Raw genomic sequence first — 14164 nt, 5'->3', positions numbered from 1 at the left:
GGCGGCCTGCGGCCGCTTTGTCCTCAATCGCCGGACAGGCTTGATCCTGCTAGCTGCCCGGCCGTACCGACAGGTCGGTAATCTCGGCGTCCCTGGGCAGGTCGAGGGCCGTGAGGACCGTCGTCGCGATCGACTCCGGGTCGATCCAGCGGGAGGCGTCGTACGCCTTGCCCTCCTGCTGGTGCACGCTCTCCTGCATGGCGGTCGCGGTACGCCCGGGGTACACGGAGGTGACGCGCACCCCGTTGTCGTGCTCCTCGGCGCGCAGCGCGTCCGCCAGCGCCTTCAGGCCGTGCTTGCTGGCCGCGTACGCGCCCCACTGCGGGTTCGCGCGCAGTCCGGCCCCGGAGTTGACGAAGACCACATGGCCCTGCGCGAGCCGCAGCTGCGGCAGGAAGAGCCGGGTCAGCTCGGCCGGCGCGACCAGGTTGGCGGTCAGCTGCCGCTGCCAGCTCTTGGCGGGCAGGTCGGCGACCGCGCCGAGCTCGACGACGCCCGCGATGTGCAGGACGGAGTCCAGCCGGTCCGGCAGCGTCTGGTGGCCGAGCGCCCAGGCGAGCTTCTCGGGGACGCCGAGGTCACCGACGACCGTGCGGGCCCCGGGGAACTGCTCGGCCAGCTCCTTGGCGCGGCCCGCGTCCCGGGCCAGCAGCCACAGTTCCTCGCCGCGGTCGGCCAGCCGCCGCGCGACCGCCGTCCCGATGCCCGATCCTGCGCCGGTGATCAAGTGCGTACCCATGGGGCCGATCCTAACGACAGGTACGTACAAGGCGGGCGTACGGGGCGGCGGCTCTGCCCGGTGCCTCTCAGGCGGCCTGGATACCCGCCTGCTCCTCCAGGTAGGCCAGCGCGCCCACGCCGTCCTCCGCGAAGAAGGCCAGATCGGTGAGCGGCACCGGGAGGAAGTTCTCCTCCTCCATACGCTGGAACTGCTGCTTGAGGCCGTCGTAGAAGCCGTTGGTGTTCAGGATCACCACGGGCTTGGTGTTCAGGCCGTGCTTCCGCAGCTCCAGGATCTCGGTGGCCTCGTCCAGCGTGCCGGTGCCGCCGACCATCACGACGATCGCGTCGGCGCGGGCGAGCAGCGCCGCCTTGCGCTCCGCGAGGTCCGCGGTGATCACCATCTCGTCGGCGCCCGCGCGCGCCTTGTGGGCCAGGAACTCCACCGAGATGCCGATGAGCCGGCCGCCGTTCTCCTGCACGCCGTCGGCCATGACCTTCATCAGGCCGGTGTCCGAGCCGCCCCAGACCAGCGCGTGACCGCCCTTGCCGATCAGCTCGGCGAACTCCCGGGCGGGGGTGGTGTAGGCCTCGGACAGGTCGGCGGCGGAGCAGAAGACGCAAATGTTCATACCGCAACCATACGGGCGGGCGGGGACCCCGGCGGTCCCCCGCCCACTCGTCACGGGGCGTGTCAGATCAGCCCCTGCGCCAGCATCGCGTCCGCGACCCGCTCGAACCCGGCGATGTTCGCGCCCGCGACGTAGTCGCCCGGGTGCCCGAACCGCTCCGCCGTCTCGAAGCAGGTGTCGTGGATGGTGCGCATGATGGCCGCGAGCTCGCCCTCCGTACGCTCGAACGTCCACGTCTCACGCGCGGCGTTCTGCTGCATCTCCAGGGCGCTCGTCGCGACGCCGCCCGCGTTGGCCGCCTTGCCGGGCCCGAAGGCCACCCCGGCCTCCCGGAACACCGCGATCGCGCCCGGCGTGGTGGGCATGTTCGCGCCCTCCGAGACCGCCTTCACACCGTTGCGCACCAGGGCCCGCGCGGCGTCCTCGTCCAGCTCGTTCTGGGTGGCCGAGGGCAGCGCCACGTCGGCCGGGACGTCCCACACCGACCCGCCGGGCACGTACGTGGCCGAGGCCCCGCGCCGCTCCGCGTACTCGCTGATCCGCCCGCGCTCGACCTCCTTGACCTGCTTCAGCAGATCGAGGTCGATCCCCTTCTCGTCCACCACGTAGCCGCCGGAGTCCGAGCAGGTCAGCACGTTCGCGCCGAGCTCCTGGGCCTTCTCGATGCTGTAGATCGCGACGTTGCCGGAGCCGGAGACCACGACCTGCCGGCCGTCCAGGTCCTCGCCGCGCTGCTTCAGCATCTCCACGGTGAACAGGACGTTCCCGTAGCCGGTGGCCTCCGTACGGGCCCGCGAGCCGCCCCAGTCCAGGCCCTTGCCGGTGAGCACCCCGGCCTCCCAGCGGTTGGTGATCCGCCGGTACTGCCCGAAGAGGTAGCCGATCTCGCGGCCGCCGACGCCGATGTCACCGGCGGGGACGTCCGTGTGCTCCCCGAGGTGCCGGTGCAGCTCGGTCATGAAGGACTGGCAGAACCGCATGACCTCGGCGTCGGACCGGCCGTGCGGGTCGAAGTCGCTGCCGCCCTTGCCGCCGCCGATGTTCAATCCGGTGAGCGCATTCTTGAAGATCTGCTCGAACCCGAGGAACTTCACGATGCCGAGGTTGACCGAGGAGTGGAAGCGCAGGCCGCCCTTGTACGGGCCGAGCGCGCTGTTGAACTCCACCCGGAAGCCCCGGTTGACCTGCACCCGGCCGCGGTCGTCCAGCCACGGCACCCGGAACATGATCTGCCGCTCCGGCTCGACCAGCCGCTCCAGGATGCGGGCGTCGGCCAGCTCGGGACGCGCGTCGAGCACGGGGTCCAGCGTCTCCAGGACCTCCAGCGCGGCCTGGTGGAACTCCGGCTCCCCGGGATTGCGCCGGACCAGCTCGGCATGGAGCGCGGCCGGCCCGGCCCCATGGACCCCGGCCTTGTCCTCCGTATGCACGGTCACGTTGACTCCCCTTCGATCAGCAGTCGTTGTCGTCCCGTCGCCCCCGCGACTCTACGTCCCCGCCCGCCACGCGCGGTATCAGGTCCTGCCAAACCCTGGCGGAATCCCGGGCACTGTGCGCCTGAGCCCCGCCGTCGCGTTGCCTCCGTCCCGGGGCAGCGGCACGCTGGAAACACGCGCGACCGGGCCTGTCCGGTACCCCGAAGGAGCGCCCGCCCGGCCGGAAAGGGGTTCCCATGCGCATGCTGCTGAAGGTTCAGCTCGACACACCGACGGCCAATGACGCCATCAAGAACGGCACCCTGCCGAAGACGATGGAGAACGCGCTGACGGCCCTCCGCCCCGAGGCGGCCTATTTCACCACCGAGGACGGCTGCCGCACGGCGTACATCTTCTTCGACCTGCAGGACCCGTCACAGATGCCGAAAACCGGGGAACCGTTCTTCCTGGAGCTCGGCGCCAAGGTCCAGTACTCGCCGGTCATGAACGCGGACGACCTCCGCAAGGGCCTCGCGGCCCTGGGGCGCGACGGCTGACCACCACTCACCGGCGGGCTGCCCCGCTCGGCAGTCCGCCACCCGCAGGGCATCCCCCAGCGCCTCCACCAGGCAGCGCGACAGGTACCGGAACTCCGCGTCCTGGCCCCGGACCGTGCCCCGACGCGATACACGTACGGGACTCCGAGGGCACCGCACGCCCCCACTTCACCGTCTCCCACGGCGCCTGGGCGGGCTTCGCTCAGGCCGCGTCGGCGGGGGCCTTCGTCGCCACGTAGTACACGTTCACCGGGTCGCCCTCGATCGATTTGACGTCGATCTCGGTGAAACCGGCGGCGTGTTCAGGGGGCAGCGTGTGCGTCGCGCTGTCCGGCTCGTACTCCACGAGGCCGCCGACGACCATGCCGCCGAGCCACTCGCGTACGTACCGTTCGTCGGGGTCCGCGCCTTGGCGATGTCGTCGCTGGTGGCGGGCGGCAGCGTGCTCATGGTGCCGAACAGCCGGGTCTGGTGGGGCCGGTGTCATGGCCCCTCCCCCTCCTCGGAACGACGTCGTACGCCCCCGTTACTCACGTCACGCCGTGCTCGCGGACAGGCATCTCGGAGCGCGCCGACGGGCCGGGCGCCGGGACCGCCCGGCCATGGCGCCGGCGGTCAGCAGCCGCAGTCGCAGCACTCGCAGCATTCGCAGACCTCACAGCACTGACAGCACTGGCAGCCGTCGCAGCAGTCGTTGAGGCAGCCCTTGCGGTTCTTGCGGGACCAGGGGCCCTCGTACTCGTCGGCGCAGCAGAGCCGGCAGGTGCAGCAGAGACCGATGAAGGCGGCGCAGCCGGCGAAGAAGCCGCGGGGCTTCTTCGGCCTGTAGGGCTCTTGGGGGCCTTGGGCGCCTTGCGAAGATCCCCCGCCCGAGCCGTCGCCCCCGGAGCCTCCGGACCATCCGGCTCCGTCGGCCCCTCCGTGGTGGCCGCCGTGGCCGCCGCCGTGCGGGTACTGCGGCGCGTTCAACGGCTGCTGCCCCTGGCCGTAAGGGCCGTACGGGGACGGCTGCCCGAGGGCGGCGGCGTGGTCGTCGAGCTGCGCCGTCTCGTGGCCCGTGTGGCGGCATGCCGTCGTGCCGAAGGCGCGGTCCACCGAGCGGCGGAGTTCGTGGACGAGCAGGAGGTGGACGAGCCTGGCGTCGGCGAAGTCGACATCGCGCAGGGCGAGCCGGATGCCGTGCAGCGCGTCGTCGCAGAGGCGGCGGGCCTGACCGAGGCCGGTGCCCGTGGCGGTGAGCGGGTTCCAGGCGCCCTCCGCGGCGTCCGCCGCGCGGTCCTCCACGGCGTCGAGGAGGTGGGCGAGACGGCCGAAGAGGCGGCCGGCCTCGGCGAGCGGTTCGGCGTTGCCGGGCCGGCCCGCCAGTACCGCGGTGTGGGCGAAGGCCGCGGCGGTCGCCGTCTCGGTCGGCTCGGTGATGACCGTCAGCGGCGTACCGGGACCGGCCAGCCGCTCGATGCCCGGCTGCCGGTCGACCGCGTCGACGAGTACGGCGGTGTCGAAGCCGAGCGTGCTGCCGGTGCGCGCCCCGGCCCGGTCCCAGCCGGCGGCGATCCTGCGCGCGGCGGCGGCCACGGGGCGGCGGCGCAGCAGTCCGTTCCGGTCGGTGACATGGTCGCGTATCTTCGCCGAGGCGAGGACGAGGGAGACCGACGCGGCGAGCCGCGCGCCTTCTCCCCGCGCCACCGAAGCGGTCCGCATGCCGCGGAGCGGGCACGGGCCCGCGGTGCGGCGCTCGGCCGTCGCACGGCCGGCCTGAGCATCCGTCAGTACGGAGACGATCAGGCCGTCGTAGTTCGTGACCACCCGGGCGAACTGCCCGTGATCGTTACGCAGCGCGAGACAGAGCCCGCACAGATGGGCCATCCACTCCGCTTTGAGCCCTTCGGTCAGGCGATGCGTGCAGGGCCTGACGATTCCGAACATCCGAAACCCCCGTTTGACGTCGACAGCGCCTGGGGATCGTACAGAGCGCGCGGCTGACCTGCATAAACGGCGTACACAGGTCCCCGCATGGGCGTCGTGTCGTCAGATGGGACGGTTTCCGGCTGTCCCCGGCCGTGGCCCGCGTGGTGGTCGCGATCGTCGCCGAGCCGACCCGTGACCGCCGTCTCCTCACCGTGGGCGCGGAGCTGGGCCGTGTACGTACCGGGGCCGGACGGGGGCGTGCCCCCCCAGCGGGGGGCGGATGGCCGTGGGGACCGTCACGTCCAGGGCCTCGGCGGGGCCGACGGTGACGGTGTTGTCCACCGGGCAGATGTCCCGGACGTAGCGCGGCTTGCCCTCGGCGGCTGAGGTGCCGATGCGCAGGGCCCTCGCGCCGGCCGATCGTGAAGCCGTACGCGCCCTCGTGGCGCGGCCCAGCCGCTCGGCGAGAAGGCACCGGGTAACGCCGGCGGTGAGGTAACCGCCAACTTCGTCGCGTACGCGCACGTCGTACCGGAAACCGGCTGACCGTGTACCGGTGGGGCGGGACCAGGCCCCGCCCCCCCTGCAGCCGGTCCCGCGGTCACGCGTGGGCGCTGATCACGCCGCCGGCGCTGAGCACGATGTACACGCCGTTGGCGTCGAGGCCGGTGTCCTGCTCGTTCGCCTCCATCGTGCCGTGGACGGCGCCGTCCCTGCCGATGATCTTCGCGCGGTACCGGAGTTCGCCGACCTTCGTGACCTCGGCCTTCCAGCCGCCCGCGAGCTTGAACGTGCCCGGACCCTGGTGCCCGCCGCCCATCCAGGAGCGGACCTCGCCGCCCATCGTGAGCACGACGAACATGTCGTTGGCGTCGAGCCCGGCGTCGCGCTCGTTCGCCTCCATCGTGGCCAGGACCGAACCACCGTTGACGATCTTGGCGCGGTAGTGCGAGTCGCCGAGCCGGTACACCTCGGCCTTGCTGCCGTCCACCAGGGTCACCGTGCGGACCGGGGACTTCGTGCCGGCCGTGGCGGCGGGCGCGCCGCCCGCCTGCTCGTCCGCAGTGCCCGCGGCACCCGCCTTGGTGCCGACCTCGGCGGCCTTGCCCGAGTCCGAGTGGCCCGCGGGCTTCATGGCGGCGGTGTCCGAGCCGGAGCAGGCGGTCAGGCTCAGGCCGGCGGCTGCGATCAGGGCAGCGGCGGCGACGCGCACGGTGCGGCGACGAGCGGTGCGGGCAGTGGTGCTGGAGCGCATTTGCGGTCCCCCGGGTAAGTCGGTGACGTGGTTCTGCTCGGTACGTCATCCACTCTCGTCGGGGCCGCTGTCGTGAGGCTGCCGCTTCCCTAACGTCCGGCTAACGCGGCCTCGTGAAGCCCGGCGACCGCCCGGCGGCGGTCGCGGCCCGGCGGTCACCGCCCCGGCATCCTTCTAGCGGACGCTGCCCGCGGTCGCACGCTGCGTCGTGGCGATCGTCGCCGAGCCGACCACCCGTGTCCCGTCGTACAGGACGATCGCCTGGCCCGGGGCCACGCCTCGGGCCGGGGTGGCGAAGGTGACGATGAGGCCGTCGGGGGTGGGTTCGGCGGTGACCTCGGTCTCGTCGCCGTGGGCGCGGAGCTGGGCGGTGTAGGTGCCGGGGCCGGAGGGGGGCGTGCCGCACCAGCGGGGGCGGATGGCCGTGAGGGCCGTCACGTCCAGGGCCTCGGCGGGGCCGACGGTGACGGTGTTGTCCACCGGGGAGATGTCCAGGACGTAGCGCGGCTTGCCGTCGGCGGCCGGGGTGCCGATGCGCAGGCCCTTGCGCTGGCCGATGGTGAAGCCGTACGCGCCCTCGTGCGTGCCCAGGACGTTGCCCGTCTCGTCGACGATGTCGCCCTCGGCGCGGCCCAGCCGCTTGGCGAGGAAGCCCTGGGTGTCGCCGTCGGCGATGAAGCAGATGTCGTGGCTGTCGGGCTTCTTGGCGACGAAGAGGCCGCGGCGGGCGGCTTCTTCGCGGATCTCCGCCTTGGTGGTGACCGTGTCGCCGAGCGGGAACATGGCGTGCGCGAGCTGGCGCTCGTCCAGGACGCCGAGGACGTAGGACTGGTCCTTGGCCATGTCGGAGGCGCGGTGCAGCTCGCGGGTGCCGTCCTCGTGGGTGATGACCTTGGCGTAGTGGCCCGTGCACACCGCGTCGAAGCCGAGGGCCAGGGCCTTGTCGAGGAGGGCGGCGAACTTGATCTTTTCGTTGCAGCGGAGGCAGGGGTTGGGCGTACGCCCCGCCTCGTACTCCGCGACGAAGTCGTCGACGACGTCCTCGCGGAAGCGTTCGGCGAGGTCCCAGACGTAGAAGGGGATGCCGATGACGTCGGCGGCCCGGCGGGCGTCGTGCGAGTCCTCGATCGTGCAGCAGCCGCGCGCGCCCGTACGGAACGATTTGGGGTTCTCGGAGAGCGCGAGGTGTACGCCGGTCACGTCATGGCCCGCCTCGGCGGCACGGGCGGCGGCGACGGCGGAGTCGACACCGCCGGACATGGCGGCGAGCACACGGAGGCGGCGGGGAGCGTCAGTCATAGCCCTTCCAGAGTAGACGGAACCGCTGACACGGGTGGCAGGGGAGAGTGCCCGGCCGCCGGCGGAACCGGAAGCCAGGGGGTGAGCGTTGTTCAGCGCATGGGAGACGGTGATCACACGGCCCGCAGAAGCGTCGGCCGCCGCGCGGTGCTGATCGGCGGGACGGTCGCGGTGGCGGCCGCGGGACTGGCGGCGCACGAGCAGCTGGAGCGCTGGTGGTGGCGGCTGCCCGGCCAGGAGAAACCCCGCAAGCCGGGCGAGGTCGACTACCGCGACGCGCAGTGGTCCGCCGCTTCCGGGACGAACTGGCGGCGGGCCGACCGCCCGGACGACTACGCGATCGACCGGGTGGTCGTGCACGTCGTGCAGGGGAGCTACGCGACCGCCCTGCGGGTCTTCCGCAATCCGGCGCACGGCGCGGCCTCGCACTACGTCGTACGGAAGGACGGGCAGGTGGCGCAGACCGTGCGCGAGCTGGACGTCGCCTTCCACGCGGGCAACCGGGAGTACAACGAGCGCAGCATCGGCATCGAGCACGAGGGGTTCGTCGACCGGCCGCAGGACTTCACGGCCGCGATGTACGAGAGTTCGGCGCAGCTCACCGCGGACATCTGCGCGCGGTACGGCATCCCGGCGGACCGTACGCACGTCATCGGCCACATCGAGGTGCCGGGCGCCGATCACACCGACCCGGGGCCGCACTGGGACTGGGACCGGTACATGGGGCTGGTACGGGAAGCCGTCTCCCGGAATCCCGGCAAGGGGCGGGACCCCGGGAAGGCGCCTGCCTAGCCCCACAACTGGGTCAACTGAGCCCCGCGCTCCTGGCCCGGTCCACGACCGGGCCGATCGCGTCCGCCAGGGCTGCCACGTCCGCCTTCGTGGAGGTGTGGCCCAGCGAGAAGCGGAGCGTGCCGCGGGCCAGGTCCGGTGCCATGCCGGCGGCGAGCAGGACGTGGCTGGGCTGGGCGACGCCGGCCGTGCAGGCCGAGCCGGTGGAGCACTCGATGCCCTGCGCGTCCAGGAGGAGGAGCAGGGAGTCGCCCTCGCAGCCGGGGAAGGAGAAGTGCGCGTTGGCGGGGAGGCGCCCGGCCGGGTCGGGGTCGCCGCCGAGGACGGCGTCGGGCGCCGCCGCGCGTACGGCCGCGATCAGCTCGTCGCGCAGGGCGCCGATCTCGCGCGCGAATTCCGCACGGTGCGCGACGGCGTACCGCCCGGCCGCGGCGAAGGCGGCGATCGCGGGCGTGTCGAGGGTGCCGGAGCGTACGTGGCGTTCCTGGCCGCCGCCGTGGAGCACGGGTACGGGGGCGTACTCGCGGCCCAGCAGCAGCGCCCCGATGCCGTACGGGCCGCCGATCTTGTGCCCTGAGACGGTCATCGCGGCCAGTCCGCTGGCGGCGAAGTCCACCTCCAGCTGGCCGACCGCCTGCACCGCGTCGGCGTGCAGCGGGATGCCGAACTCGCGTGCCACCTCGGCCAGTTCGGCGACCGGCTGGACCGTTCCGATCTCGTTGTTGGCCCACATGACCGTGGCGAGCGCGATGTCGTCGGGGCCGGCCCCGGACTCGATCGCGGCGCGGAACGCGTCGGGGTGCACCCGCCCGTACGCGTCCACGGGCAGCCATTCCACGCGCGCGCCCTCGTGCTCGGCGAGCCATTCGACGGCGTCCAGCACGGCGTGGTGCTCGACGGGGCTGGCGAGCACGCGGGTGCGGGACGGCTCGGCGTCCCGGCGGGCCCAGTACAGGCCTTTGACGGCGAGGTTGTCGGCCTCCGTGCCGCCCGCGGTGAAGACGACCTCACTGGGGCGGGCGCCGAGCGACGCGGCGAGGGACTCCCGGGCCTCCTCGACGGTACGACGGGCACGCCGGCCGGCGGCGTGCAGCGAAGAGGCGTTGCCGGTGACGGTCAGCTGGGCGGTCATCGCCTGCACCGCCTCCGGCAGCATCGGAGTGGTGGCGGCGTGGTCGAGGTAAACCATGGTGCGCACGATTCTACGAGCAGCCGGGAGGCGCACCGGGAGCGCACACCCGGCGCGCGGAGGCACCCTCCACAACACCGCGGCCGGGCAACTCCACGGAACCGCTACCCGGCGCGGCACCCGGTCACCGCACCGAACCGTCCGGTCCCGTACCGAACCGCACCGGTCCCGTGCCGAACCGGGCCGGAATCCGGACCGGATTCAGTCCAGCAGCGCCCGCGCCAGCTGCCGGGACTGGGCGACCAGGCGATCATCGGCGTCCCAGACCTCGGCGTCCTCCTCCAGGAAGCCGCCGGCGAGGTTGCGGGTGATGATCGAGACCCGGAGCGGGCCGGGGGCGGGGCGGCAGCGGATGTGGGTGGTCAGCTCGACGGTGGGGACCCAGCCCTTCAGTCCCATCTCGAAGGCGGTGGGCGGCAGCGCGTCGACCGTGAGGAGGAGGGAGAGCGGGTCGGCGTCGCGGCCGTCGGCGAGGCCGAACCAGCCGCGCATCTCGCCGTTGCCGCTGGGCACGCCGACGGCCCAGCCGCAGGTCGCGGGGTCCAGGCGGACGTCGAGCCGGGCGGTGATCGCGGAGCTGCCGGGGAGCGCGGGGCGGCCGCCGGGCGCGGCGTCGGCGCCGAGGCACTCCGCGAGGGGCGGCATGGCGGGCGGCTTGGCGGTGGTGCGGACGTCGTCCGGGAGCGCGTCGAGGTCGCCGTAGGCGGCCAGCACGCGCAGCCGCTCGACCTCGCTGCCGTCCTCCTCGAACTGGACGAGGGTCGCCGTACCGGTGGACATGGTGCGGCCGGTGCGGACGACCTCGGTACGGATGACGGCGGGGCCCGGCCTGGACGCCGTGAGGTAGTGGGCGGTGACCGTCATCGGGTCCGGGTGCGGCAGCGCGTCGCCCAGTGCGCGGCCCATCAGCGCGAGGAGGTAACCCCCGTTGACCGCGTGGATGATCGTCCAGCCGGCGGAGAGCTCGGCGTCGTAGACGCCGGGAGAGCGGCGGACGATCGCCGTGTCACGGTCGAACTCGCTGTTACCAATGGTCACCTGTGCCATGCGATGCACGGTACAGGGAATTATTACCGACCGGTAGGGGTGTCTTGGCCGCCGGTCACCGGGCTGCTGCCCGGCGCCCGGCGACCCGCGACCCGACTACTCCGCCGCCTCGCCGGGCGCATTCTCCGGGTGGTGGCACGCCACCTGGTGCCCGGTGCGCAGCGCCACCAGCGGCGGTTCTGTCGTCGTGCACACCTCCGTCGCCTTCCAGCAGCGGGTGCGGAAGCGGCAGCCCGACGGCGGGTTGATCGGCGAGGGCACGTCGCCCTTGAGCAGGATGCGGTCGCGCTGCGTGCGGCGCTTGGGGTCCGGCACGGGCACGGCCGAGAGCAGTGCCTTGGTGTACGGGTGCATCGGCGCCTCGTACAGCGACGTCCGGTCCGCCAGTTCCACGATCTTGCCGAGGTACATCACCGCGATGCGGTCCGAGACGTGCCGGATGACCGACAGGTCGTGCGCGATGATCACGTACGTCAGGCCCAGCTCCTCCTGGAGGTCGTCCATCAGGTTCACGACCTGGGCCTGGATGGAGACGTCCAGCGCGGAGACCGGCTCGTCGGCGACGACCAGCTTGGGCTTGAGCGCGAGCGCGCGGGCGATGCCGATGCGCTGGCGCTGGCCGCCGGAGAACTCGTGCGGGTACCGGTTGTAGTGCTCCGGGCTCAGGCCCACCAGCTCCAGCAGCCGCTGCACCTCCTTCTTCACGCCGCCCTCGGGCTCGACGTTCTGGAGGCGGAAGGGGGTGCCGACGATGCCGCCGATGGTGTGCCGGGGGTTCAGCGAGCCGTACGGGTCCTGGAAGATCATCTGGACGTCGCGGCGCATCGGGCGCATCCCGCCGGTCGACAGGTGCGTGATGTCCCGGCCCTCGAACTCGATGGTGCCGCCGGTCGGCTCGTCGAGCCGGGTGATCAGCCGGCCCATCGTGGACTTGCCGCAGCCGGACTCGCCGACCACGCCCAGCGTCTCGCCCGGGTACACGTCGAAGTCGATGCCGTCGACCGCCTGCACCGCGCCCACCTGGCGCCTGAGCAGCCCCTTGGTGATCGGGAAGTGCCGGACCAGGCCGCGCACCTTCAGCAGGGGCCCGGCCCCGTCGGCACCGGGCTCCGCCTTGGTGAGGACCGGCTTCGGGTTCTTCTCGTCAGTCGTCTCGGTCACAGCTTCGGCGCAATCTCTTCGGTCCAGATCCGCTCCCGCTCCTCCTGCGACATGTGGCAGGCGGAGAAGTGGCCTCCCTCGACCTCACGCAGCTCGGGGCGGACGGTACGGGTGAGGTTGTCCTTCGGTACGTCCGCGTACGGGCAGCGCGGGTTGAAGGCACAGCCGGCGGGGACGTTGATCAGGCTGGGCGGCGATCCCTTGACCGGGATCAGGCGGTCGGTCTGCTCGCGGTCGATGCGCGGCATGGAGCCGAGCAGGCCCCAGGTGTAGGGGTGCTGCGGCTCGTAGAAGACCTTCTCGGCGGGGCCGCGCTCCACGCACCGCCCGCCGTACATCACCAGCAGGTCGTCCGCGAGCTCGGCGACCACGCCGAGGTCGTGGGTGATGATGATGACCGCCGAGCCGAACTCCTTCTGCAGGTCCCGGATCAGGTCCAGGATCTGCGCCTGGACGGTCACGTCCAGCGCGGTGGTCGGCTCGTCGGCGATCAGCAGCTCCGGGTTGTTGACCAGCGCCATCGCGATCATCGCGCGCTGCCGCATGCCGCCGGAGAACTGGTGCGGGTGGTCGTCCACCCGCTTGTCCGGCTGCGGGATGCCCACCCGGTCCAGCATCTCGACGGCCCGCTTGCGCGCGGTCTTCTTGTCGACGTCGTGGTGGACGCGGTACGCCTCCACGATCTGGTTGCCGACCGAGTAGAAGGGGTGCAGCGCGGACAGCGGGTCCTGGAAGATCATCGCCATCTCGCGGCCGCGCAGCCGCCGTACGTCGTCGGGGTCGGCGGAGATCAGTTCCTTGCCGTCCAGCCAGATCTCACCGGACATCCGCACCTTGCTGCGCTGCTGCCGGGACGCCCGGTGCAGGCCCATCACGGCGAGCGAGGTCACGGACTTGCCGGACCCCGACTCGCCGACGATGCCGAGGGTCTTCCCCTTCTCCAGCTTGAAGGAGAGCCCGTCGACGGACTTCACGATGCCGTCGTCGGTCGGGAAGTGGACCTTCAGGTCGCGTACTTCGAGGAAGGCCGACGGCGCCGCGCCGCCGTCCGCCACCGGCTCGGCGATCGCCGCCGCGGACGCCGCCGGGCCGGTCTTCGTCAGGTCGTCGGAGTCGGTCACGAGAGCCTCACCCGCGGGTCGACGGCGGCGTACAGGATGTCCACCACCAGGTTGCACAGGACGATGAAGAACGCGGCGAGAAGGGTGACGCCGAGGATGTTGGGCAGGTCGTTGGCGGTGATCGCCTGGACGGCGAAGGCGCCGACGCCCTGGAGGGAGAAGACCTGCTCGGTGATGAGCGCGCCGCCGAGCAGCAGACCGAGGTCCATGCCGAAGACGGTGATGATCGGGGTGAGCGCGGCGCGCAGGCCGTGCCGGACGACGACCTTGCGCTCGCGCAGACCCTTGGCCCGGGCGGTACGGATGAAGTCCTCGTTCAGCGTCTCCAGCATGCCCGCCCGGGTGAGCCGGGCGTACAGCGCCGAGTAGAGGAACGCCAGGGTGACCCAGGGCAGGACCAGGGTGCGTGCCCAGAGGAACGGGTCCTCCAGCAGCGGTACGTAGTCACTGCGCTCGAAGACCGGCCACTGGTAGGTGAAGAGGGCCAGCGCCAGGGCGCCGGTGAAGAACATGGGGAGCGAGACGCCGGCCAGCGCCACGCCCATCGCGGCACGGTCGAAGAGCGAGCCGGGACGCAGCGCGGACAGCACGCCGGTGGCCACACCGGAGACGACCCAGACGACCGCGGCACCGGCGGCCAGCGACAGGGTCACCGGGAGCCGGGACTGGATCTCGGGCCAGACCTCGATGTGGGTCTTGAAGGAGTAGCCGAAGCACGGGAAGTTGCAGCGGGCCGCTTCGGGCCCGAACTTGTAGTCGACGCCGACGAAGATGCCCTTGAGGAAGTCCCAGAACTGCTCGTACACCGGCTTGTCCAAGCCGAGGTTCTTCTTCACCGCGGCGATGTCCGCGGGCGTGGGGGCCTTGCCGATGTACTGCTGCGCGAGCTGGTCGGTGGACTGCCCGGCCAGCTTCGGCAGCACGAAGAAGATGCCGAAGGTGACCGCGCTGACGATCAGCAGCAGGATCACTGCGCTGATCAACCTGCGGATGATGTACGAGAACACGGGACTGCGGCGTCGGTGCCCGCCGGCCGCCGCCGGGCGGGCACCAATGCCTTCACCTGCC

14 protein-coding genes and 1 pseudogene are annotated in these 14164 nt (G+C 72.0%); 2 read left to right on the top strand and 13 right to left on the bottom strand.

Annotated features, from left to right (window positions below):
- Window positions 1-49 precede the first annotated feature (49 nt).
- The 3 genes from AAC944_RS25565 to gdhA form a co-directional block, all read right to left on the bottom strand.
- Window positions 50-739: an SDR family oxidoreductase gene (locus AAC944_RS25565; protein WP_030623776.1), complete on the bottom strand. Its 690-nt coding sequence runs from the start codon at window positions 737-739 to the stop codon at window positions 50-52.
- 67 nt (window positions 740-806) lie between these two features.
- Entirely contained in the window at window positions 807-1352 is a 546-nt protein-coding gene (locus AAC944_RS25560; protein WP_030623774.1) for an LOG family protein, read from the bottom strand.
- A gap of 62 nt (window positions 1353-1414) precedes the next feature.
- Window positions 1415-2722 carry an NADP-specific glutamate dehydrogenase gene (gdhA, locus tag AAC944_RS25555; protein ID WP_438272835.1) on the bottom strand — a complete coding sequence of 436 codons (1308 nt, stop codon included), beginning with the start codon at window positions 2720-2722 and terminating at the stop codon, window positions 1415-1417.
- 302 nt (window positions 2723-3024) lie between these two features.
- Between gdhA and AAC944_RS25550 the strand changes: the two genes are divergently transcribed.
- Entirely contained in the window at window positions 3025-3324 is a 300-nt protein-coding gene (locus AAC944_RS25550) for a hypothetical protein (RefSeq protein ID WP_030623767.1), read from the top strand.
- A 202-nt stretch (window positions 3325-3526) separates the two neighbouring features.
- Here AAC944_RS25550 and AAC944_RS25545 read toward each other — a convergent pair whose 3' ends face one another.
- The 5 genes and pseudogenes from AAC944_RS25545 to mnmA all read right to left on the bottom strand — a co-directional run bounded on the left by AAC944_RS25545 (window position 3527) and on the right by mnmA (window position 7786).
- Window positions 3527-3811 carry a hypothetical protein gene (locus AAC944_RS25545; RefSeq protein WP_196943342.1) on the bottom strand — a complete coding sequence of 95 codons (285 nt, stop codon included), beginning with the start codon at window positions 3809-3811 and terminating at the stop codon, window positions 3527-3529.
- A gap of 128 nt (window positions 3812-3939) precedes the next feature.
- On the bottom strand, window positions 3940-5250 hold the full coding sequence (locus AAC944_RS25540) for a DUF5685 family protein (RefSeq protein ID WP_030623764.1): 1311 nt from the start codon (window positions 5248-5250) through the stop codon (window positions 3940-3942).
- Window positions 5214-5677: pseudogene (locus tag AAC944_RS36555) on the bottom strand (tRNA methyl transferase PRC-barrel domain-containing protein); the annotation flags it as partial. The pseudogene AAC944_RS36555 and the gene AAC944_RS25540, both read right to left, overlap by 37 nt.
- 156 nt (window positions 5678-5833) lie before the next feature.
- Window positions 5834-6487, bottom strand: coding sequence for a hypothetical protein (locus AAC944_RS25530; RefSeq protein ID WP_030623761.1), 654 nt, complete (start codon window positions 6485-6487; stop codon window positions 5834-5836).
- Between the two features lie 174 nt (window positions 6488-6661).
- Complete coding sequence (mnmA, locus tag AAC944_RS25525; RefSeq protein WP_030623758.1) at window positions 6662-7786, bottom strand: tRNA 2-thiouridine(34) synthase MnmA; 1125 nt, start codon at window positions 7784-7786, stop codon at window positions 6662-6664.
- A 99-nt stretch (window positions 7787-7885) separates the two neighbouring features.
- On the opposite strand from mnmA, the gene AAC944_RS25520 reads away from it, so the two are divergent.
- A complete protein-coding gene (locus AAC944_RS25520) occupies window positions 7886-8578 on the top strand; it encodes an N-acetylmuramoyl-L-alanine amidase (RefSeq protein WP_030623755.1) in 693 nt (230 codons plus the stop codon).
- A gap of 13 nt (window positions 8579-8591) precedes the next feature.
- Here AAC944_RS25520 and AAC944_RS25515 read toward each other — a convergent pair whose 3' ends face one another.
- The 5 genes from AAC944_RS25515 to AAC944_RS25495 form a co-directional block, all read right to left on the bottom strand.
- Window positions 8592-9767, bottom strand: a complete 1176-nt coding sequence (locus tag AAC944_RS25515) for a cysteine desulfurase family protein (protein ID WP_030623753.1) — start codon at window positions 9765-9767, stop codon at window positions 8592-8594.
- A 201-nt stretch (window positions 9768-9968) separates the two neighbouring features.
- Window positions 9969-10814 (bottom strand): thioesterase family protein, encoded by an 846-nt coding sequence (locus AAC944_RS25510; protein ID WP_030623751.1) that lies wholly within the window; start codon window positions 10812-10814, stop codon window positions 9969-9971.
- 96 nt (window positions 10815-10910) lie between these two features.
- Window positions 10911-11975 carry an ABC transporter ATP-binding protein gene (locus AAC944_RS25505; RefSeq protein ID WP_030623749.1) on the bottom strand — a complete coding sequence of 355 codons (1065 nt, stop codon included), beginning with the start codon at window positions 11973-11975 and terminating at the stop codon, window positions 10911-10913.
- Window positions 11972-13096 (bottom strand): ABC transporter ATP-binding protein, encoded by a 1125-nt coding sequence (locus AAC944_RS25500; RefSeq protein WP_030623747.1) that lies wholly within the window; start codon window positions 13094-13096, stop codon window positions 11972-11974. Before AAC944_RS25500 ends, AAC944_RS25505 begins: the two co-directional genes overlap by 4 nt.
- Complete coding sequence (locus AAC944_RS25495) at window positions 13093-14103, bottom strand: ABC transporter permease (protein WP_030623745.1); 1011 nt, start codon at window positions 14101-14103, stop codon at window positions 13093-13095. Before AAC944_RS25495 ends, AAC944_RS25500 begins: the two co-directional genes overlap by 4 nt.
- Window positions 14104-14164: the final 61 nt, after the last annotated feature.

Source organism: Streptomyces sclerotialus (genome assembly GCF_040907265.1).
GTDB classification, from domain to species: Bacteria; Actinomycetota; Actinomycetes; order Streptomycetales; family Streptomycetaceae; genus Streptomyces; species Streptomyces sclerotialus.
This window is presented reverse-complemented; position numbering and strand designations above follow the sequence as displayed.

Bases quoted from the DNA above. Each gene is read 5' to 3' on its own strand.
- AAC944_RS25565 (WP_030623776.1), bottom strand. From the start codon at position 739: ATGGGTACGCACTTGATCACCGGCGCAGGATCGGGCATCGGGACGGCG.
- AAC944_RS25560 (WP_030623774.1), bottom strand. From the start codon at position 1,352: ATGAACATTTGCGTCTTCTGCTCCGCCGCCGACCTGTCCGAGGCCTAC.
- AAC944_RS25550 (WP_030623767.1), top strand. From the start codon at position 3,025: ATGCGCATGCTGCTGAAGGTTCAGCTCGACACACCGACGGCCAATGAC.
- AAC944_RS25545 (WP_196943342.1), bottom strand. From the start codon at position 3,811: ATGACACCGGCCCCACCAGACCCGGCTGTTCGGCACCATGAGCACGCT.
- AAC944_RS25540 (WP_030623764.1), bottom strand. From the start codon at position 5,250: ATGTTCGGAATCGTCAGGCCCTGCACGCATCGCCTGACCGAAGGGCTC.
- AAC944_RS25530 (WP_030623761.1), bottom strand. From the start codon at position 6,487: ATGCGCTCCAGCACCACTGCCCGCACCGCTCGTCGCCGCACCGTGCGC.
- mnmA (WP_030623758.1), bottom strand. From the start codon at position 7,786: ATGACTGACGCTCCCCGCCGCCTCCGTGTGCTCGCCGCCATGTCCGGC.
- AAC944_RS25520 (WP_030623755.1), top strand. From the start codon at position 7,886: ATGGGAGACGGTGATCACACGGCCCGCAGAAGCGTCGGCCGCCGCGCG.
- AAC944_RS25515 (WP_030623753.1), bottom strand. From the start codon at position 9,767: ATGGTTTACCTCGACCACGCCGCCACCACTCCGATGCTGCCGGAGGCG.
- AAC944_RS25510 (WP_030623751.1), bottom strand. From the start codon at position 10,814: ATGGCACAGGTGACCATTGGTAACAGCGAGTTCGACCGTGACACGGCG.